Genomic DNA, 19785 nt, shown 5'->3' with positions numbered 1-19785 from the left:
CAAAGTTGCTGACCCAGGGGGTATCTTCAGTGTCGAAAACTGGCCGGATTTTGATTGGAATGGTGGCCGGCTTCAAATCGGAATGGTGGCCGGTCTTTGGTCGGATTGGCGGCCGGCTTCACGTCGGAATCCGCAGAAAACCTCAAACCGCTGCAACGGCACATCTTCACTGGTGCCATGCGTAAACCCTGTAATCGTCATATGTCGAAGCCTCATTCGGCGACAACATCAACATTCGCGCACTGATCCGGAAGGTGGGGTCAAGACACCGCTTACAGCGCCTCGGCCACCACCTGCGATTTGAACTCATCCGACCACCGTCGGCGAAGCTGCCGTGGCGCACCCTCGAGGCGCTCGGCGACAGCTTCGATCATGTGGAAGGTTCTAGTTCCAGAACTAGGTGCAGACATAGAAGCTCACATCGGCTCACAACGTGCGCTATCGATATCCGACAGCCAACCCCCTACGCCAGACGGGGTCTCCTTGCCGCTTACCCTTCGCCGACCAGCTCAGTCGATGTACCGCTCGCTACTGCACTGGTTTGCTTGCTCTGGTGCTGTGAACGAAACACCGCATGATTGCTGGCAGATCTTGGCTCATTCGACTGCCCTTAGCTCGGCGCGACTGGCGCCAGCGGCTGCTTCGTTCAATCCTGTCGCAAAGACCAGGGTTTGCAAATTCGACTGGCTTGGTGTGCATGTTTCCAGCATACGTATCAATACCTCGTCAGTCGGCTTTGCAGCGCCTGCCGATCGGCGATGAGGGTGTCGAGGTGCAGTGGCTCGTGGGCTGGCCGCTCCCCGTCCACCAATCGCTTGACCAACGCCCGCGTGCCGTCCACGACAAAGACGCCGCAATCGTAGTCGTTCGGCTGTGCGGCCATGCGGGCTGGCGCCAAGGTGGCGTCCAGCCGTTCTGCCAGCTGTGTTGCGGCCTCATCGTTGTATCTTCTTTGCTGGAGGGAGTCGTAATGATAGGCGACCTGCCGCTCCGGATCGCGGCGATCGACGAGCAGCAGCGACCAATGGGTGCCGCGGCCATCAAGAGCGCCATTGTTCACTGGAAGGAACAGGAAGTCGGCCGGGGCGGCGTTTCGATTATAGATCGACCGCAGCATGCCTCGCGCGTGTTGCAGCTCCATGTGGCGCAGCAGATGGGATACCGACGGATCCACCAGCCTTACGCTGGCGGCAAGCGTTGGATCGATCCCCTGCAGCTGCTGCTCGAGGAAATCGTAATCCCTCTGAATATGGGCATCGCTCAGCCACTCGGTGGTCCCGAGCACCGACGCCTCCGAGCGTTTCGAAGCTGGCGCATCGGACCTCCCGATCCGAGCCTCGAAGGTGGGGGGCGTCGGCGTCGGCCCAGAATGGATATCGTCGCGCAATGCGGTACCTGGGGGGCTGCGGTCTGCGTTGGGCGCGCACAGGTACGTGTGGAGCGCCTTCAAGCATGGGTCTGCGTTTTTTCGATCGTTTCTGTGGGGTGGGACAAACCTGAGGTTGGCTTGTTGATAGAGCGGCCGGCGCTCGCTCATCAGCCGGGCGAGCTTCTGGTCCGGATCGGGGCCTTGCAGCAGGGGGCGTTTGGGGTCATTTCTTGTTCGCTTTCGGATTGCGTCTAGGTCGGTATCTAACCAGATCGAGAGCCCTTTGCTGCCGATGAGGTGTCGGGTCTGCTCATTCAAGACCGCGGCGCCGCCGGTCGCGATCACCCCTGTCCCGGCCTCGAGCAACTTCGCGATCTCACCTGCCTCCAACCTCCTGAAATAATCCTCGCCGTGCTCCCTAAAGATCTCCGATATCGATTTGCCGATTTTCTGCTCGATTCTTCTGTCGGTATCAATGAAGGGCAGCCCCAACCGACCCGCGAGACCTGGGCCAATAGTGGATTTGCCAGCGCCCGACATTCCGACGAGCACGATCGGCCGCCCGCCGAGGGCAGCGACAATGTCCGTAGCCTCCGGTGGCCTGGCGATCTCCGACTTTCTTGATTGTCCCGCAGCTCGCAATCCAGCTACTGCGACGCTACCCTTACCATCGCTCCAGTGTGTTATGCTCAGCACGTCATCGGGTCTGCTAACGGCCTTGTAGCTCTCCATTACCTTCTGCTCGAGTTCCTCTGTCTTCTCAGGCGCATCGCGGCGCTTCAGCTGCTGCAGCTCTTTATAAGTATCGTGGTTGTCAACTTTGGCGCTGTAGCTGGCCGGGGTGTGGAACTCCATCTGGAAGCGATAGCCTGCTGCTGTGGCAAGTACCGCGTGGATGCCGAGATAAGCGGGACGCTCGAACTTGAACCAGTTGGTCACCTCGATTTCGGTATAATCCTGCTCCTCGAACGCCAGAATGGCTGCCTTGAAGGCACGTGTAAAATCCTTGTCAGGAATTTCGAAGACGTGGCGTACCGCACTGCTGATCAGCTGTTGGGTGCTGTCGGATGAAACGCTCGTTCCGGCGAGCTGCTCTCGTATGGAGCGTTCCGATCTCAGCCGGCGCTCCAAATGAGGCATTTTCACCTGAATGCCCATTTTTCTGAGGCTCGCAGCGACGTTGAGTGCCGCTGCGGTGATTTTGCCCTCTTCTTTCATTGCGCGGGCAACCTCACTTCTAGCGTGCTCTGAGGCCTCCTCGCGGGTCAGCGTAATCGTCTCATCGGAATTCGCTGCTGCGGGCGGTAAGCCCGAGGGCTCGCGCAAGATGCGCTCGTCCACAGCGAGACTGATCGAGGTTTGCATGACTGAAGCCGTCAGCGTGGGATTGTCCTCCAGATCCTTCAAGGCTGCCCTGAAGTCAAAACTTCCATGGTTGAGAGACGTTGCCAGGCTCTTGACGTATGGCACGGACCTCAAGCCAGGCGTTGTATGCAGCAGCCGCTGAAGGTCCCGGCTCTTCTTCGAAAACAGCTGAGCGCCAGTATTGGATTTGTAGGCGTCGGTGCCGACCTTGATTCCGAGGCTCAGGAGGTTGTTTGCGCTTTGCACCAGGTCATCCGGATTGTAACCGTCCGGGCGAGGATCGATCCGCGCCGGATAGTTGTCGATCAAAGCCCGGATGCGGTCTCTTGGTTGAGAAGTTGCCGGATAGGCATCCGCCAAATCCGGGAGAAGATCCGAGACAGCTGCGCTGAGCGTCGTTCTTTCGATGCCCTCCGCGTGTTCGACTGTCTCGGGAATTGGCTCCACCTCATGCCCCTCTGCCCATGCTTCAAGGTCGGCAACGAGCAACTCGGCCATTTCGCGAGCAACCGGATGTTGAGCGATCTCGATCTCGCGCCGCGCTCTCGCAAACAGGTTCTCGATATCCTGGCCGCTCACCTCTTCCCGGCCTAGCAACTGACCAATGTCGCGTCGGAGTTCATGGTGGACGCCCTCGTAGGTGCCAAAGATGGCTCGCTCCGCAAACCAGCGCCGTGATTCATGAGACTGAGCCAGAAAGTTTCGCTGTAGACCGCTGTAAGTTTCCAAGACATCCTGGGTGGCAGCGAGAATCTGGCTGGCGCGACCAAACTGGTAGGTGTCGCCGTCAAGTGCTGGGGTATGCGACTTTGGCGGCTTAAGGGATGGAAGTCCGAGAGCTTGCTCCTTTTCATCGAATTCACGCACATGCTCATAAAGCTGCGGCCGGTCCCCGATGATGATGACGGTGTCGCCGTCGAAGTCACCGTCAAGTTTTTTCTGTTCACCGGTCGGCACGGCGATCAACGACCCCGGGGCAAACACCTCGGTGGCCTGCAGGACGCCGAGGCAGTCGAGTGCCGTATCCTCCTTGACGCGGTCCTTGCCTGTCGTCCACTGCGAATGGCACTTAACGTCCTCCGCAGACATCACCAGCGCACGATCGGCGTAGTTCGCCGGCCACATCTTGTCCGGCACGACGATCAGAATGCCTTTAGCAAAGAAAGTCGGATCGTCGGCCGCGAGTTCCTCGCCCGATTTCTGGGCGACATTAAAGCTGTATTGCATGGCCACACACGCGCCTAGGAACACTGCTGTCGGGTCCCCACCAGCGGCTGACCTGACCAGGTCGGTGGCGATTGGCCGCAGGTTGGGCTTATCGTACGGCGAGCGCCCGATCAGCACGCCGTTCGTCCCCGTCAAGGTCTCGCTTTTGAGCGTCGGCACATGGAGACATTCATCACCGGACGGTACCGCAATCGCGCCGGGACCGTCGATATGTCCGCTAGTCAGGGTTCGAAACAACTCCTCGGCCGTCAGTCGTTGCCCCTGTCGACTATCGAGCCAAATCTTAGCTTTCTCTCGCACCTCATTTGCCACCATCTCGCTTCGCGGATAATGTTGCAGCGCCGTGGCAGGCAGGGACGATCTCCTTCCTTCACCAAACGCAGGCACCCGAGCAGCACCTTCCTGCCCACCGGCCAGGCGAACAGCCTTCATACGAGTGGCCAGCGAAGCCTTGATGAAGCCGCAGCCGTCATGCGGTCGCAACGCAATCGGGCCTTCCCGTCCAGTTAGCTTGAAGGGATGTTCACTGGCAGGGCGGTCCGGCAGCAACGACAGTTTGAATGTGCCTTCCAGCGCATAATCGTGAGGACCTAAGTCCTTGAGAGCCGGCGGCGCGGCAAAACCCCGGCGCTGAGTGTAATAATATGCCTCTTTGAAAGGTGCCCAGGCGCGCGACAGCTTCTCAAAGGAAGTGCCTGGTGCGGTTTCGGCATAGGGAATCGCCAGCAGCTTCCCGCCGGAAGGCTCTGGTTCCCCCCGACCTGGAAGTTTGGCCGCGATCTGGGAAAGGGTTTTTCGCGGCGGCTTTAACTTGCTTCCGCCGAACAGATCCATGCGGTATGGCACGCCCTCGACGGTTAACATGCGTGCCAGCATAAACGGGCTCGGCTTTCCTGGCAGTTGCACCGCAACCATCTTCACTGCCCCCGAGGTCAGGCGATGAAAGATCGAATAGCGCGTCTCGGGGTCCGTGGCCAGTTGCCGGCCCTGCATGTCGACTACCGGCAATCGCATCAATCCCGCCTCACCCTGCGGCGCTTTTGGTTCATGGTCCATGGCTCGCAGAACCTGATGGACGTCGAAGACGGACGCCGAATGTTGGGCTTGGACCGTCGCGGCATTCTGCGCCACGAACGTGTCGAGCGCATCGATCGGACGTTCAGCCTCGATTTGCGCGATCAAGTTCCAACTCATGCTGGAAAGGTCGCTTTCGATGAGCTCGCGCGTGCTGTCCAGGATTTCCTTGGTCTTGGACTGCAGCTCGTCGCGCCTCACACGCAAATCAGACTTGCTGCCCTCAACATACGGCCGCCGCAGCAATGTTGCCAGGTTCGCACGGGCCTTGAGCACTTGATAAATCGACAGCGCGGGACGGCGTGTCGAGTTCGGCCCCCGGTTCCGCTCGGCATTGCTTGCCCTGAGATGGGCCTCGATCTTGTGCTCCACGATAGGTTGGATATCATTAAGCAAGTTCAAAGCCTGCCTTCGGTGCCAACGCAGCTGCTTGCGCGGGCTGCGCGCCAGCGGCAGCAGAACGGCGCAAATGTTTCCCATAATTTCGAGGTTGTTCTCAACGGCAAAGCCAGGGGCCTGATGCAATTGCCTCAGTCGATTTATTCCAGGGGCTGCGAGCAAGCTAAGATCGTCATGCAACTGGGCCTTGGCCAACGCCTTCAAGATGCTCGTGACGGCCACCGCGTCGGCCTCGCCGATGCGATCGCTCGCATAATGAAGATAATGAGCCAGTTTGTGTAGTCGATCTTTCAGCAGCGCGGCCTCTGCGATCTCTCCGGCGTCCTCTCTCCTCATAACCCCACGCGCCAAACTGTTGGCGATACTGGAGAGCCCGTGCGTCGTAAAATGACGGTATGGTCGACCGGCCGGGCCAAGTCTGCGGGCGATCTCCAAAACCGCCTGGCTGCATGCCTCCTCTTCCGCACACCTGTCGAAGCCGTTGAGCAGATTTGCCAGCTGCTGCGAGCTAAAACCAGAGAGCCGATCGGCGTCGCGAATCACCTCGCCGGCAATCACCGCGGCGGCCTGGCGTGATTTCTCCTCTTGCGGCCACTTGCTGAAGCCGTTCACCAGGTTCGCAAGGTGCTGCGATGTAAAATCAGGGAGCTGGTTAGCGCTGCGAATTACCTCGCCGGCGATTACCGCGGCGGCCTGGCGTGATTTCTCCTCTTGCGGCCACTTGCTGAAGCCGTTCACCAGGTTCGCAAGTGCCTGCGGATCGAATCCAGGCAGCAGGTCGCTGGGGCTGGCGCGACTGACCACCTCCGCAGCGATGGCAACGACGGCGTCGCAGCAGCCAGCCTCGTCAGGCCACTTGCTGAAGCCGTTCACCAGGTTCGCCAGTGCCTGCGGACCAAACACAGGCAGCTGGTCGGCCCGGCCACCGACCTGACGCGCGACCGCAACGATGGCGCCGCGGCAGTCCTCGGGCCACTTGCTGAAGCCGTTTACCAGATTCGCCAGATCTAGCTCATTAAATCCCGACAGCTCGCCGGCGGCGCGAGCCACCGCCCGCGCGATCGCGGCTATAGCTCCGCGGCAGTCCTCGGGCCACTTGCTGAAGCCGTTCACCAGGTTCGCCAAATCCTGCCCAGTGAATCCCTGCAGGCGCCCGGGGCGGCTAACCACGGCACCTGCGACCGCAACTGTGGCTTGATAGGAGTTTTCCGATTGCGGCCACCTGCTGAAGCCGTTCACCAGGCTCGCCAGGTGGTGCGCATCAAACATAGGCAGCTGGTCGGCGCAGCGAAGCACCTCGTCAGCGACGATGTTGGTGGCGTGACCCAAATTCTCCTCTTGCGGCCATTTACTGAAGCCGTTCACCAGGTTCGCCAGATGCTGCCCATCAAAATCAGAAAGCCAGACCTCGCGGCGGCTGGCGCGATGACAGACCTCACCGGCAATTGCGACGGCAGCGCGTGAGCACTCCGCCGCCTGCAATTTGCTGAAGCCGTTCACCAGGTTCGCCAGATGCTGCGGATTGAAATCAGAGAGCCCGACCTCGGGGCGGCTTGCGCGGTGACAGACCTCACTGGCAATTGCGACGGAAGCGCGTGAGCACTCCGCCGCCTGCAACTTGCTGAAGCCGTTCACCAGGTTCGCCAGATCCTGCCCAATGAAACACGACAGCTCACCGGCGGCGCAAGGCACCGCACGCGCGATCGCAGCGATAGCTCCGCGGCAGTCCTCGGGCCACTTGCTGAAGCCGTTTACCAGGTTCGCCAGATCCTGCGGATGAAACCCGGATAGATCGGCGTCTTTATCGGCGCGGCGACAGACCGCATCGGCTATGACGACGGTTGCTTGGCATGAGTGTACCAGTTCCGGCGCTTTGCTGAAGCCGTTCACCAGGTTTGCCAGAGCCTGCGGATTAAACCCGGATAGATTGGCGTCTTTATCGGCGCGGTGACAGACCTTATCGGCGATTGCATTGATAGTGCCGCAACACTCCGCCTCTTGCGGCCACTTGCTCAAACCGTTCACAACGTTAGCCAAGTTCTGCGGACCAAAATCAGACAGCCCGGCGGGGCGGCGGCGAATCTCGGCGGCAACTGCTATCGCGGCTTTACGAGCGTTCTCGTGTTCCGGCCATTTGCTAAAGCCGTTGACCAGCAGTGCCAGACTTTGACCGTTGAGCTCCGAAAGCGCTCCGCGTTGCTCATGAAAAACCTTGGCGATACCAATCATTCCATTGCGACATTCCGCTACTCGGGGATAGCGACTGAAAGACAATACGAACAGTGAAAGCGTTTTACTTTCAACGTCTTTCAGCGCGCTGCCGAGTCTCGACACCTGAGCTGCCATGGCGCGGCAAGCTTCCATGCCTGCCTGACCGCCAGTTTCCCGGCTGATCGAGTTGCAGGAGGTGGCGTACCCCCAGGTATTGCGGACGCGGACATCTTGCTCCCATCTTGGAATAAATTGACGAGTGAACTCGGAAGCGGCCCTTTGGAGGAATGTTGCATGATGTGCCTGGCCTTGCAGACTCTTGTCGTATTTCACCACAGCGCACGAGAATTCAGTGATGCCGGGAGCGAAGGAAATCTCATGTAAAGCGTCATTAAGTAGTGCTTCGTTGTAGCTCTGTGCGGCTACATTGTCGAAACGCCGCCGTCCCGCTCCTGCCGCTGGCCTGGGCTCGCTTTGCTCCTGAGGTGGGAGCGTGTCTGGTTGCGAGCGACTCGGCTTTGGATCGCGGAGCCGCCAGTTCTCATGAAAACGCAAAGACTTTTTTTCCCTGGCCGTTACTTCGCCTTGCGGACCTTGGGTAGAATGATGTTGAGGCCCACTGGCTGCCCGTCGCGGAGTCGTGAGGGCTCGGGCGGGACCTATGGATGAATCGGCGGATTTGCCGCCAAGGGCTTCGTCGGCCCCTAGCACAACGCGAGCATAGGACATTCGTTTATACTGGGAGCCAGCGAGCGTCCGCTGCACGCCGACATCGGACGATTGGCTGCTCTGTCCAACGTCGTGACTTGATTGCGGGGGCGAGCTGCTTGATCCAGCTTCCCCAATGCCCACAGTCTGGCTACCAGTTGGGAGCGCGTCCGGTTGCGATGTTCCGGGTCCTTGATCGCCGGGCCGGGGTTCGCCCACGAAGCTTTTTTCTCGAGCTCGCACTCCATCAACCGACAACGAGGGAAGAACACGCCCCGCGGTAATGCCTGCACGGGGCGCAGCGTCCGCAATTCGATGTGGACTAATGGAGGGGCCCGATGAACTGTTGCCAAGGGAGAGAACCTCGGTTGCTTGCGCCGTGCCGCTCTTGCCCGAAACGACTTGCGGTTCCGGTCGCCCGGGGGCCGAACTTGGGGCGCCAGCGGAGGGCTTGCGCCTGCTTTTCCCCTTCCTGCGGGTCGAAGTGCCTTCGGCCGGTGCAGCCCTCTCCGTCACAGCCTGGCCGGTAGTGTCGGTCGCAGTCACAGCGGCAGCCGGCCATTCGCTGATGGATGATCTCGTTGGCTGCAGGTCCAAGAGTTGCAGGACCTGGTCCGCAGTGCCTCGCGCGCCTTCCGCTATCTGACCCAACAATTCCAACGGGAGGTCGGCACCTGTTCGGTCATCGCTTAGCCTGCCAAGCAAGTCGGGCAACGCCGATGCAAAATCCAAAAGCCTTTGCATGACGCCTTGCAGAACGGAGCAGTCTATCGAGTCGAGTGGGCGCCCTGCCTTGGCCTGAAGAGCGCCGCGCGTCCGATGCACCGCCGGCAAAACTGAGGCGCTGAGGGCATCCAACAGCGGTACTCGCCCGTTCTCACCGATAAGCATTTCCCTCAGTGGCGCTTGGAAACTGCTCGCTCGTGGCTCAATTAACAACTGCGCCAGCTCGATCCGCGATTGCAGAACCATGAACCTCGACATCAGTGTCGAGCCGGTATGCAGTCGCAATTTGGCCTCTTCGGCCTGCTGGATCTCGGCATTTGTATTTGGTAGGTTGGCAGTGACGGCATAGGCTAACTGGATGCGTTCCGCGCGCCATGTCTTCTTTTCCCAAAACTCCACGCAAGCTATATAGTGCCTTGCCACACTGGAAACCGCTTGGCTCAGCTTGGCGGGGCCAGGGTTGGATCGGAGGACCAAGGCGAGCACGGCGCGCGCCTTGTTACGAATCTCTAGCAATTGCATGCCGTCCTTGGCGAGTTCCATGCATTCCGATGCCGCATCGAGCACCAGATCCCGGGTTAGACGCGCATGATCATTGGACAGAATGCTATCGCTCCCTGGGGCCAGACTCGCGTGATATTCCAGAACTGTTGAGCCTGCATCGACGATTCGATCGAGCGCCTCTTGCTTCTCCTCCAGGGTAGGGCCTCGGTTGGCGGTTAGGCTAGCTTCAAGGCGGCTAGACTCAAATTCTGCAAGCAAGCCTTTCATCTGTTGATCTTCTGCCTTGATTTGTCCGGCGGTTATACAAAGCGGGACTGCCATGTACGAGTTGGATGGCTGGTCAGCGACTAGAACTGTGGCATCACCCTCCGGGACTGAGGGAAGACGGCGCCGCCGCACGGCGCCTGCTCTTGTCAGCGCGGTTGCTCGAACAACAGCGGCCAGCACTCGCCGTGCGCCCGCGGAAGGGCCGGACGACCTCTCCCCAGGGTCTTCGTCGGCAGTGCGTGCGCAGGACGCACCTGTGCCTTGAGACCCAGAGTGCATCACCTCCAGGATGGAATTGAACTTTTCGCGGCCCTCCGGCAGGGGAGGGCCTGATTGCGAGCGCGAACTGCTTGATCCCGAAATATTGTCGGCCCCAGCATTCCTAACACGCGAGTTCCCAGGTGGGCCAATGACCGTCATATTCCATCTCCGAAACGGCGAAAATGCCGTGCCTATCATTTTGCGGGCTGGTGTCGTTCAGCGCTCGTTGGCCAGGGTTTGGCTGACATGTGCAATCGCCCAGATGCACACGTAAATCTCATCGCCAATATCCCATCCCATCCCGCCTGAGCGGGTTTAGGCCAGCGGACGCTCTGGAAGTTGCACTGCCTGCGGCGCGAGTTTCACCACGAGATCGATCGGAGTGACCGCCACGCACAGCCAGGCCGGGAAGCTGCCGAACTTTCCGGCGCGCGTGCTCCGAGTCTCGACTCACGCCGTATTGACTAGCAACGTCCGCAGTGCGTCTGGCGCGTGATGATATGAATTCCGAATACTCTTGTGGATTGTCTGCAATGCGCGTGATCTCAGCGCCGTGAAATTGCCTCGCCTCCTTCCAGAAAGTAGATCTGTCGATCTGCACCACCGGAGGGTTGGCTTGGAGGGAGTAAGCTTGCGTAGCCGCTGACGATGAGCCGCCGCTGGAAGCCAATGCGGTTATGTGCATCCGGGCAAACGTGGCCGCGAACTCTTAGCTTCCTGCATCCGTTTGCCGCCTCCCCCTACGCGTGTATTGGATATCAGAAGAGTCACCAATTCGACCATACATGACGATTCGCTCCTGTGTTTTGACGTGAGTTTAGGTTGCTTGGCGCGGCAGCCCTAGATAGACGACTTGGCTGACTACTGGCTGACGAAGGCGTTGTCCGGATGCACGGTCATCCATCCGGCAGGGCTGCCGATTGACCCACATCGTCGAGCTTGATCCAATAGAGATGCCGAAAGCGATGTCGTGCAAACCGGTCAAGGTTTTGATAGCACTTCACCTGCAGCCAAGTCGGGTCGTTGTGATGCGATGACATCCCGTCCAAGAGCACTGGGCGAAGGCGCGAACGCCAGGATCTTGGGGCGACACTCGGGCAGCCTGTTCGTCTGCGCCCGCACGAGGAAGGCGGTACCAAGGTCCTACGTGGCGCAATAGAGCTCGTAGATGTCGCTGTCTCGATCTGCACGCGCGCGAGATTGACGAGCTGCTTGAGCGAGAGCGTTCCCTTGAATTTCGTTCGTATCCACAGCCAGCGAGGGTGACGGCCAGACTGTAAGCATTCGCCGAGGGACGCAGGCTCGAGTTCTCTTGCGTGATCGGCGTTTCCATTTTGCGGCTATTGAGTCGCCGTTGTCGCTGAGTTTCGCAACATGGACTTTCATGGGATGTGTGCGCGACGAGCATCCCACGGCTTTCGTCTGTTGATGGAGGAGGAAGCTTATCTCGCGGTCGCAATCAGCAAAGAAAAGGTGGGCTGTTCGTCGCGCTCACTGTGGGATCGTAGTGTGACCAATTCGTCGTGCAGTTCATGGTTGCTGACGGCAAGGGCCACAGGGATTGCTCGGATCCCCACGGACCGCTGACGTCCTCTGGAGGGCACCGCTCGATCACGTCGAGAAGGACCGGACCGTTGAAGCGCGCAACATTGCAAAGGCCTTTTTCGATCTTGACGGCATGCGCGGCTGGGCGCGGCTGTAGATACGGTCGCGCCTTGCAAGACTAGGGCGTAAACTCATAAAATTGCTTGGTGTTTACCGGCTGTCGTGATTCAAGGCTTCCGAAAGAGGGAGCCTCTATGACGCGTCGCCGCTACGAACTCACCGACCACGAATGGTCGATCCTGTCGCCACTGTTGCCCAACAAGGCCGGCGGCGTTCCCCGCGTCGATGATCGGCGGGTGCTAAATGGCATTCTCTGGCCGTTCCGGACGGGCTCGCCCTGGGCGGAAATCCCAGAGCGCTACGGTCCGTCGACCACCTGCTACAACCGCTTCGTCCGCTGGCGGAAAGCCGGGGTCTGGGATCGGCTTTTTGAGGCGGTTTCGGAGGCTTACGATGGCGACATCGTCATGATCGACTCGACCTGTGTCCGCGTTCACCAGCATGCGGCCACGGGAAAAAGGGGGATGGAGACAATGGCGGCATGGGACGTTCCCGCGGCGGACTTACGAGCAAAATCCATGCGCTCGTCGACGCAGACGGCCGCCCCGTCACCCTCCGCCTGACCGGCGGGCAGATCGCTGACTGCACCGAGGCCGACGCGTTGACGGACGAGCTCGGCGAGGGAGACATCCTACTGGCCGATAACGGGTATGACAGCAATGTCATTCGGGCCAAGGCGGCCGAGCGAAAGGCCTGGGCCAACATTCCGCCGAAGTCAAACCGCAAGGGCTCCTTCGTATTCTCGCGCTGGGTCTATCGGCAGCGCAACCTCGTTGAGCGGTTCTTCAACAGGATCAAACAGTTCCGAGGCATTGCAACCCGATACGACAAGCGCCCCGAAAACTACCTCGCTGCCGTAAAGCTCGTCGCCACGAGAATCTGGTGCCAAAGTTTATGAGTCGATGGCCTAGGATCGGCCCATCGCGCGCCGTATCGCGGCGAAATCATGCGGCCGACATTGGCCGGCCAAGGCGGTGGTCACACCTATACCACGCATGCGGCAAAGAGTGCTTTGGCGACAGACTCGAAACATTGCGCAGGAACGGCGTCGCCCAGCTTCGTTGTGCTGATGAGCTGATGCGCAAGCACATGATCATCGACAACATAGACGCGTAGCGCCCGCGCTTCATTCAACAATTCTGAAGCAGCCTCGCCCGCGGCGCGGCAAACCAAGACGGGCACGCCGCTCTCGCCGCGAACGTAACGCATACCAACGAGTATGCCCTTCCCCCTCACCACCAACGTGGCCCGGTGCACGCCAAGGGGAGGGTCGTGCGCGGACTCCTCGCGTAGGCGACGTCGTTCACTCTTCAGCTCCGGCGTGCCTTCCTGTTCCTTGAGCTGGCGCGCCACTTCGCTCTTTGTCATGCGCATTTCTCGCAGAAACAAAGCACGCTGCAACAGCAGATCGATAAGTCCGCCGATCAAAAGTGCAGCGGCGCCAATCGCGCTCAGCAGCTTCACCTGCGTAAAAACGAGACCGATACAGCCGATGCCGCAGATAGGCAAATAGACCATCGTTTTCCACGTTCCGAGAAGGAAGAGGAGAAAGCTCGCGCTCAGGACCATCACTTTAAACTGCGTCTTGCCGGCTTCCACAGCAGAACGTGCAGAGGCCACGCGCTTAAGCCCTTCAAACGGGTTAATTTTCTCGAGGTTGGGCTTGATCGGCTCCAGTGAGAAGACAAATCCACCATTGGCTATCAGCCCGGCCAAAATCACCGCGGCGACGAGAGTTCCAAGCAGTGGTCCAACCGTCTCGAATGTGAGTTCGATCAGGAGGACCAGTGCCTGCCGGACCGCTAGATTGAAGGGCAGATTCTGCAGATTGTCGACTACTAGTAGCGCTTCCTGGCATTTGTCTTGTACGACGCTCCCTCTCAGCCAAAGGTAGCCGAACCCAGCGCAAGTGGCGACCGCACGGACGAAATCGGAACTGTGCGCAATCTGCCCTTTTTTGCGCGCTTCGTTTAGCTTGTGCGGGGTGGCGGCGTGTGTCTTCTCTTCACTCGTGTCACTCATTTCAGCAGCTTGTCCATCCACTCAAGCGCGCCATTCGCTTGTGTGATCTCCAGGCTGATCCCCTCGATGAGATAGGCAGTGTAGGCAATCATAATAATCGGAAACCCGATATTCTTGATCATTGGTGACAGTTGGCTGGACTTGAACTGCGGCGCAAAGCGCCGCAATATCATCATTGATATGTCAACTAACAGAAGGAAGGACACTACGGGTCCAGAGACCAGCAAGGTCGTGAGCATTGTGTGATCCAGGAGCCTCAATAACTCCATAGCTGCCTGCGCGGTGAACGTGGGGTGAAATCGATACACAGGCCAGATCCGAAAGCTTCCATAGAGGGTACTGACCACACCTTCTAGGCCTTCCGACGCCACGAAGATCGTCAGTGCCGTGATCCCGAGAAAAATTCCCATAGCGGAAGCCTGACTGTTCGTTGTGGGGTCTGACGAAGCTGATGGGCTGCTAATGCCGCGTTGGTTGTCGATAAGCTCACCGGCGGCCTGAAGGCTCCATAACGGGATGCTAAGAAAAATGCCAAGTAGCAAGCCGACAAAGATCTCCTTAACTCCAAGTAGTGTTACTTGAATCAGACGTGTCTCAGGATCCAGCGTCTGCAACCAGTGACTGACGTGTGCAAAACACGGGAGCGTGAAGGCTACAGCCAGGCAGCTGCGGATGAGCCCGCCTATTTGAGCCCGTGTAAATACAGGAAGAATCATCATGAGGCCCATTGCGCGGGCCGCGCCTATGCCGGCTGCGAGGACGAGCTCAATAGCCCCATGGATCAGGGATTGAATTTCGGACGCAATCACGATCTAGGCTGGTAGCTTGGGGTCATTGTGGGAAACTCCGCAAAGATCTGGTCGGCCAACCTTACGAGCGGAGCGCTCAGAACAGGGGCAAACAGGCTGATCACCGCCACAACGATCAAAAGCTTCACGGTAAGTGGCAAGCTTTCATCCTGGATTTGCGTTGCCGCCTGGATGATCCCGACGACCAGGCCAACAATCACTGATGCAATGAGCGGTGGGAGAATCCAGATCATGAAAACCACCAACGACTGGTTCATAAAAGTAACAATGCTGGACTGAGTAATGATCAACCTCCAGGTGTGGCGTAACTCAAAATAAGTCCGTGCATTAATCTCGACCAACCATCAATAGCGACAAATAGAAAGAGCTTGAACGGGACAGATATGACTGTCGGAGATACCATTGACATGCCCATCGCCATCAAGATTGTCGTTACAATAAGATCGATCACGATGAAGGGAAGGTAGAGAAGAAAACCTATTTCGAACGCACGCTTGAGTTCTGATATTAGAAAAGACGGCACAAGAATGGCAAAATCATCCGGGGTGGTTCTGTCGCGCATCTCCCCTGGCCAAATTTTTTCCGTCGAAGATAGGAAAAAGCGGCTCTGCTCTTCGTTTGTGAACTTCTTAAGGTAATCGTGCAGCGGTTCACGCCCTTCTTTGGCGGCATTTACCCAGTCGTCGAACGTTTGGTAGCGGAACTTTGGATCGGCCACCCGTTCATAGGTCTGTTCGACTACAGGTGCGCTGATGAAAATTGTTAGGATGAGTGCCGCAGCGTAAAGCACGATGTTCGGTGGGATTGTCTGGGTCCCCAGCGCATTGCGGACCAGGAAGAGAACAACTGAGATTTTTATAAATGCCGTGGTTGTGACGAGCGCTAAAACAAGCAGGCCGATTCCGGCTGTAATCGCGAGAAGCGACAGAATCGCTGGTTGAATCTCAGTCATTGCATGCCAACCTGCCGCGCAGCCTAATGCCCAGTTCATCTCCGATCTGCACGATGTCGCCACGCCCGATACGCCGCCCGTTGGCCAATATGTCGACCGGACCATCGATCGGCCGACTAAGTTCGAAAACATGCCCTTCGCCCGCACTCCTCAATTCGCCTAGAGGCATAGCCCAGCGGCCGCATTCAAAGACAAGCACGATCTCGAGATCATCGAGATCGGCTTCCGAGGGATCCTGCTGTAATTCGGGTTGTGTCGTCATATGCACAGTCTCCAAGGGGGATGATAGTGGGCGGAAGGGCCCCCGCAGGATGAGGTCGTCGCCTTCAATATCTGCACAGGCCCATAGCTGGCCCGCGGATAGCGTTATCTTGCCGTGGCCGAACGGCGATATGTCTGGCAACAGAGCATCACCGACACATGCCTTGCGAAGAACCACTGCCGGAACGGAAAGCGTGCCGATTCTTCCTGCAACTGCAACCGGTAGCTCTGGGAAGTGCTCGCGCGGCTGTCGGGGCAATTGGCCAAGCAGTTCGCCTAAGGCGTGGAATGCAGGCGGGACCAAGCCATCAAGGGGAGAAAACAGGAATAGACGGCCCTTGCCATTGACTGAGCCGAAGGCGATATCAAGTTCCAGACAAGGAGCCTTTGTCAAAGCCTCACGCACCTTCAAGAGCTGCACATCCAGCTGCGTCTGATCCTCTAATCGAGCGACAAGCGGCTCAAGTGCAAGCTCGAGAATGAGTGAAGCAGTTGGGTCGGAAGGGAATGCAAGACCGCTCTGCACCGTCGCGATAAGCGCCTCAACAAGGCCTCGTGACAGCGATAAGACGATCGTTTCAGTTCCCAAGCGCCAAACACAGTCAAGCATCGGAATGGCAGAAGGTTTCTGCTGCCAAATAAGCCCTTGTATACGCACCGACAGCGGCTTCTCGCTAATCCAGCTCTGAAAGGGGCTGCGGAAAGCGGCAACATCATTGAGCCACGAGACGACCACGTGGGACAGTGTTAGCGCAGGTTCGAATATAGCAGGTCTGACCACTGTGGTTACCAAGGCGACTCAAGGCTGGGGTATAGCGTTTCCACAGAAGCTCCCATCATCGGGTCTGATCGCGCGACATCTGGGCGAGCAAAACTGCCATATCGAAGCGATATCTCATCGTCGCCCTCTATCTCGCCTGCCGCCTCGGACTGTATTTCGACGGCGCGCCTGACTTCGTCCTCGATTTGTTGCCATTTGTGGCTTGCGGCCGAACGTCTGACCCACACGGTTCTCATCTTAGATAACACTGCCTCGGCCTCTTTTTGAGCGATGTGCGCATCGTCGAGCATCTGACGTTTCGAAGAGACCTCAGCGGCAAGCCGCTCAATTTGAAGGTGGTGATGGTCGAGTGCTGCGCTAGACCATTTGTCAAGGGACATCAGCTCCTCGTAGAGCGCCGCTTCGGCCCGTGCAAAATGTTGCTGTGCGTTTGCAAGCTCCTGGGAGGCACTCTGCAAGGCTAAGGTGGCCATATCGTGTTGGGCTTGCTTCTCGGACAGCTCTCTAAAGGCACTACGCTCTTGCATATCCTTAAGAAGCCGCAACCTCGAAGTGTGAACACGAGTCACGCGGTCAGACGCGACATCCATGCGACCGTTTCCTCAAAATCCGACGCCTCGCCTTCGCTCTGACACAAAAATTCCCTCAGGTCGCCAATCGAAGCGACAGCTCGGTCAGTTAACGGATCGCCGCCCTGCTTGTACTCGCCGACTTTGATCAAAAACTCGGACTCGGCATAGCGCGAGAGGAGATCACGGAAAAAAGATGCTGCCTTGCGATGTGTCCCAGAAACGACCGCATCCATGACTCGGCTGCGACTCTGCAGCACATCAATAGCTGGGAAATGCGACCGCGCAGCGATAGCGCGTGAGAGGACGACATGGCCATCGAGAATGCCCCGCGATTCCTCCGCGATTGGATCGCCTGTGCCATCACCTTCGACAAGCACAGTATAAAAGGCCGTGATTGAGCCGTGCTCACCCATACCGGCACGTTCAAGGAGACCTGGCAGCATGGCAAACACGGAGGGAGGAAAGCCCCTCCGGGTCGGTGGCTCGCCCGCAGCAAGGCCAATTTCGCGCATGGCGCGGCAGAAGCGCGTCAGCGAGTCCAACATGAGGGCGACGCGTAGCCCTTGTTCGCGAAAGTACTCCGCGAGCGCGGTCGCCATAGGAGCACATTGCGCCCTCTCCACTGCCGAGCGGTCGGAGGTTTCAACCACAACGACCGTACGACGGAGGCCCGCCTCTCCAAGATGACGCTCGATGAACTCACGAACTTCACGTCCACGCTCGCCTATGAGCGCGACTACGAAAACGTCGGCGGCGGCACCTTTTACGATCTGCGACAATAACGTCGATTTGCCACAGCCAGGCTCGCCATAAATCCCTATTCGCTGGCCCTCGCCGCATGTGAGGAGACCATCCAGAACACGAACCCCGAGCGGGAATGGGAGCTCAACCATGCGCCTGTTCATTGGGTTGGGCGCCCTGCCGTGCAGCGGTCGAGTTTCGACGGTTTTGATTTCACCCTTGCCGTCAAGTGGGCGGCAACGGCTGTCAATCACACGGCCAAGCAAATCGGGCCCGACTGGCACTTCACGCATTCGTCCAGTGGACACGACTTCTGAGCGGCTGGACAGGCCTACCAGGTCACCGATCGGCGTGAGCAACACGCCATTGTCCGAAAAGCCGATCACCTCGGCTTCGAGCGACAGGCCGGTTCGCGTATCGTGCAGAAGACAAAGTTCCCCAATCCGAGTGTCTGGCAAGACGGCATGGACCAGTGTACCGATAGCCCGCGTGATCCGGCCGCGCACGACACGCGTGTCGATCTGCTTTGCTGTGGACCTCAAAGATGAGATCGCAGAAACGAGACTCCGCTTGCCGGCGAGATTTTTATGCTGTGATAGCGGCGTGATCACAGTTCTCCTTCTTCAGAATACGGCCTGAAGCCGAGGCGGAGCGCGCGCATCTGTGCATCAAGTCCAAGATCTACATTGCCGTACTCGCTCCACAGCACGCATTGTTGGGGCGATAAAGTCGGATCTGGATCGATCCGCACCCTCGGCCGACCTTCCCGCCCATCGCAACGCGCAAATTCGCGCGCGAGCATATCGACTTGCGTGGGACACACGTGGAGGCAAACTTCCGCGCCGGTATATTTGCGCTCAATCTCGTGGCGAACAGCTTTCAACAACAGCTCGCCCGGATCGAAAGCGCCCAGAAGATCGTTTAGTATCTCTATCACCAGCTGCGGCAATTCCTGCTCGAGGACCGCCTTTCGTCGCGCCACATCGGAGGCTGCCTGCGCAATTATGCTAGCCATTTCCTCGGCCCCTGCATTCAAGCCCTCGGCATGGCCGAGCGCCCGCTCACGCTCGTAGGCCTCGCGTGCCCAGCTCCGAACCCGCTGTTGATACCGTTGTGCTGCGTCACGCGCTTTTGCGGCGATATGCCAGATTTCAAGCTCACTCGCCGGGATCAGTGGCCCAACCGGGCGCATTTGCGGCGCGACGAGCTTGGCGGAATAATCTCCCGTCATTTCGTCGGGTTCTCCGTATCAAGATGGGCGAGGACAAGCGCAAACAATTGCCCGGAGGCTTTACTGTGTTCGGGCAAAGGATTCTCCGCAGCGGTCCCGACCGGCAATCGAAGAAGCACATGGCTACGCTCAAGCGCGGAACTGTCATTGAGCCAAGCTCCAAGACAGGCATGTCCATCGTGTTCGATTTGCTGCGCGAGCCTGTTCGGATCAGCGATCAAGCTGGTTGCGATCGCCTGCGCCAGATGCCGAATTCCGAACGCGTGGGCATCAGCGCCGATATGGTCAATAAGCGCAGTCAGGTGGGGCTTTGAGACAAGCTTCAACAGCGAACGGGCATGCCAGATACTGCCGGCAAGGATAGCAGTCTGACGCGGATCATGTCCGCGGAGCAGATCTGGCCCAAGGCCGGTTCCGTCCGAATGCAATTCATTATCAAACAGCAACTCCGCCAGTCTTGGCTGCAGCCTGGGACGCTTCTGCAACTGTTCCAACGTCGCAGCGGACAACGCCGGGTCAAGACGAGCGGCAAGACGAGTCGGGTGAGCCATAGCAGCAAGGTCGTTTAGCCACATGGAATTCAGTTGGAGGGACCGATGGAGTCCGGCAGCCTGTATCGGTATCGACATTGGGATTATTA

The 19785-nt window shown here is 58.5% G+C and carries 11 protein-coding genes; 1 reads left to right on the top strand and 10 read right to left on the bottom strand.

The features are described 5' to 3' along the window. Positions 1-715: 715 nt before the first annotated feature. A complete protein-coding gene (locus NMA58_RS30790) occupies positions 716-9850 on the bottom strand; it encodes a shikimate kinase (protein WP_416068730.1) in 9135 nt (3044 codons plus the stop codon). 2060 nt (positions 9851-11910) lie between these two features. Here NMA58_RS30790 and NMA58_RS30785 point away from each other — a divergent pair. Beyond that, positions 11911-12674, top strand: a protein-coding gene (locus NMA58_RS30785; protein ID WP_416068729.1) for an IS5 family transposase whose coding sequence is annotated in 2 segments (ribosomal slippage) — positions 11911-12226 and positions 12226-12674 — 765 coding nt in all. Because the reading frame shifts where the segments join, the coding sequence is not laid out codon by codon here. Positions 12675-12760: 86 nt separating this feature from the next. On the opposite strand, the gene NMA58_RS30780 is transcribed toward NMA58_RS30785, so the two are convergent. Genes NMA58_RS30780 through NMA58_RS30740 form a run of 9 tightly spaced genes read right to left on the bottom strand, consistent with a single transcriptional unit; the run spans position 12761 to position 19774 of the window. Then, on the bottom strand, positions 12761-13798 hold the full coding sequence (locus tag NMA58_RS30780) for an EscU/YscU/HrcU family type III secretion system export apparatus switch protein (RefSeq protein ID WP_434714937.1): 1038 nt from the start codon (positions 13796-13798) through the stop codon (positions 12761-12763). Continuing rightward, positions 13795-14607: a type III secretion system export apparatus subunit SctT gene (gene sctT / locus NMA58_RS30775; RefSeq protein ID WP_416068727.1), complete on the bottom strand. Its 813-nt coding sequence runs from the start codon at positions 14605-14607 to the stop codon at positions 13795-13797. Before sctT ends, NMA58_RS30780 begins: the two co-directional genes overlap by 4 nt. Further along, entirely contained in the window at positions 14604-14864 is a 261-nt protein-coding gene (locus NMA58_RS30770) for an EscS/YscS/HrcS family type III secretion system export apparatus protein (RefSeq protein WP_416068726.1), read from the bottom strand. The genes sctT and NMA58_RS30770 overlap by 4 nt, the downstream gene beginning before the upstream one ends. Before the next feature lie 29 nt (positions 14865-14893). Beyond that, positions 14894-15559: a type III secretion system export apparatus subunit SctR gene (sctR, locus tag NMA58_RS30765; RefSeq protein WP_416068725.1), complete on the bottom strand. Its 666-nt coding sequence runs from the start codon at positions 15557-15559 to the stop codon at positions 14894-14896. Next, positions 15552-16613 carry a type III secretion system cytoplasmic ring protein SctQ gene (sctQ, locus tag NMA58_RS30760; RefSeq protein WP_431324623.1) on the bottom strand — a complete coding sequence of 354 codons (1062 nt, stop codon included), beginning with the start codon at positions 16611-16613 and terminating at the stop codon, positions 15552-15554. Before sctQ ends, sctR begins: the two co-directional genes overlap by 8 nt. Next, the gene (locus NMA58_RS30755) at positions 16607-17191 is read right to left on the bottom strand and encodes a hypothetical protein (protein ID WP_416068723.1); all 585 of its coding nucleotides are present in this window, start codon (positions 17189-17191) and stop codon (positions 16607-16609) included. Before NMA58_RS30755 ends, sctQ begins: the two co-directional genes overlap by 7 nt. After that, complete coding sequence (sctN, locus tag NMA58_RS30750) at positions 17167-18525, bottom strand: type III secretion system ATPase SctN (RefSeq protein WP_416068722.1); 1359 nt, start codon at positions 18523-18525, stop codon at positions 17167-17169. Before sctN ends, NMA58_RS30755 begins: the two co-directional genes overlap by 25 nt. Continuing rightward, positions 18522-19145 (bottom strand): type III secretion system stator protein SctL, encoded by a 624-nt coding sequence (gene sctL / locus NMA58_RS30745; RefSeq protein ID WP_416068721.1) that lies wholly within the window; start codon positions 19143-19145, stop codon positions 18522-18524. Before sctL ends, sctN begins: the two co-directional genes overlap by 4 nt. Continuing rightward, entirely contained in the window at positions 19142-19774 is a 633-nt protein-coding gene (locus NMA58_RS30740) for a nodulation protein NolU (RefSeq protein ID WP_416068720.1), read from the bottom strand. Before NMA58_RS30740 ends, sctL begins: the two co-directional genes overlap by 4 nt. Positions 19775-19785 lie beyond the last annotated feature (11 nt).

The organism is Rhizobium sp. YTUHZ045, from assembly GCF_051124255.1.
Classification (GTDB): domain Bacteria; phylum Pseudomonadota; class Alphaproteobacteria; order Rhizobiales; family Rhizobiaceae; genus Rhizobium.
This window is presented reverse-complemented; position numbering and strand designations above follow the sequence as displayed.

Excerpts from the sequence above, each read along its gene's own strand:
- NMA58_RS30790 (WP_416068730.1), bottom strand. The coding sequence starts at position 9,850 with ATGAAAGGCTTGCTTGCAGAATTTGAGTCTAGCCGCCTTGAAGCTAGC.
- NMA58_RS30780 (WP_434714937.1), bottom strand. The coding sequence starts at position 13,798 with ATGAGTGACACGAGTGAAGAGAAGACACACGCCGCCACCCCGCACAAG.
- NMA58_RS30770 (WP_416068726.1), bottom strand. The coding sequence starts at position 14,864 with ATGAACCAGTCGTTGGTGGTTTTCATGATCTGGATTCTCCCACCGCTC.
- sctR (WP_416068725.1), bottom strand. The coding sequence starts at position 15,559 with ATGACTGAGATTCAACCAGCGATTCTGTCGCTTCTCGCGATTACAGCC.
- NMA58_RS30755 (WP_416068723.1), bottom strand. The coding sequence starts at position 17,191 with ATGGATGTCGCGTCTGACCGCGTGACTCGTGTTCACACTTCGAGGTTG.
- sctL (WP_416068721.1), bottom strand. The coding sequence starts at position 19,145 with ATGACGGGAGATTATTCCGCCAAGCTCGTCGCGCCGCAAATGCGCCCG.
- NMA58_RS30740 (WP_416068720.1), bottom strand. The coding sequence starts at position 19,774 with ATGTCGATACCGATACAGGCTGCCGGACTCCATCGGTCCCTCCAACTG.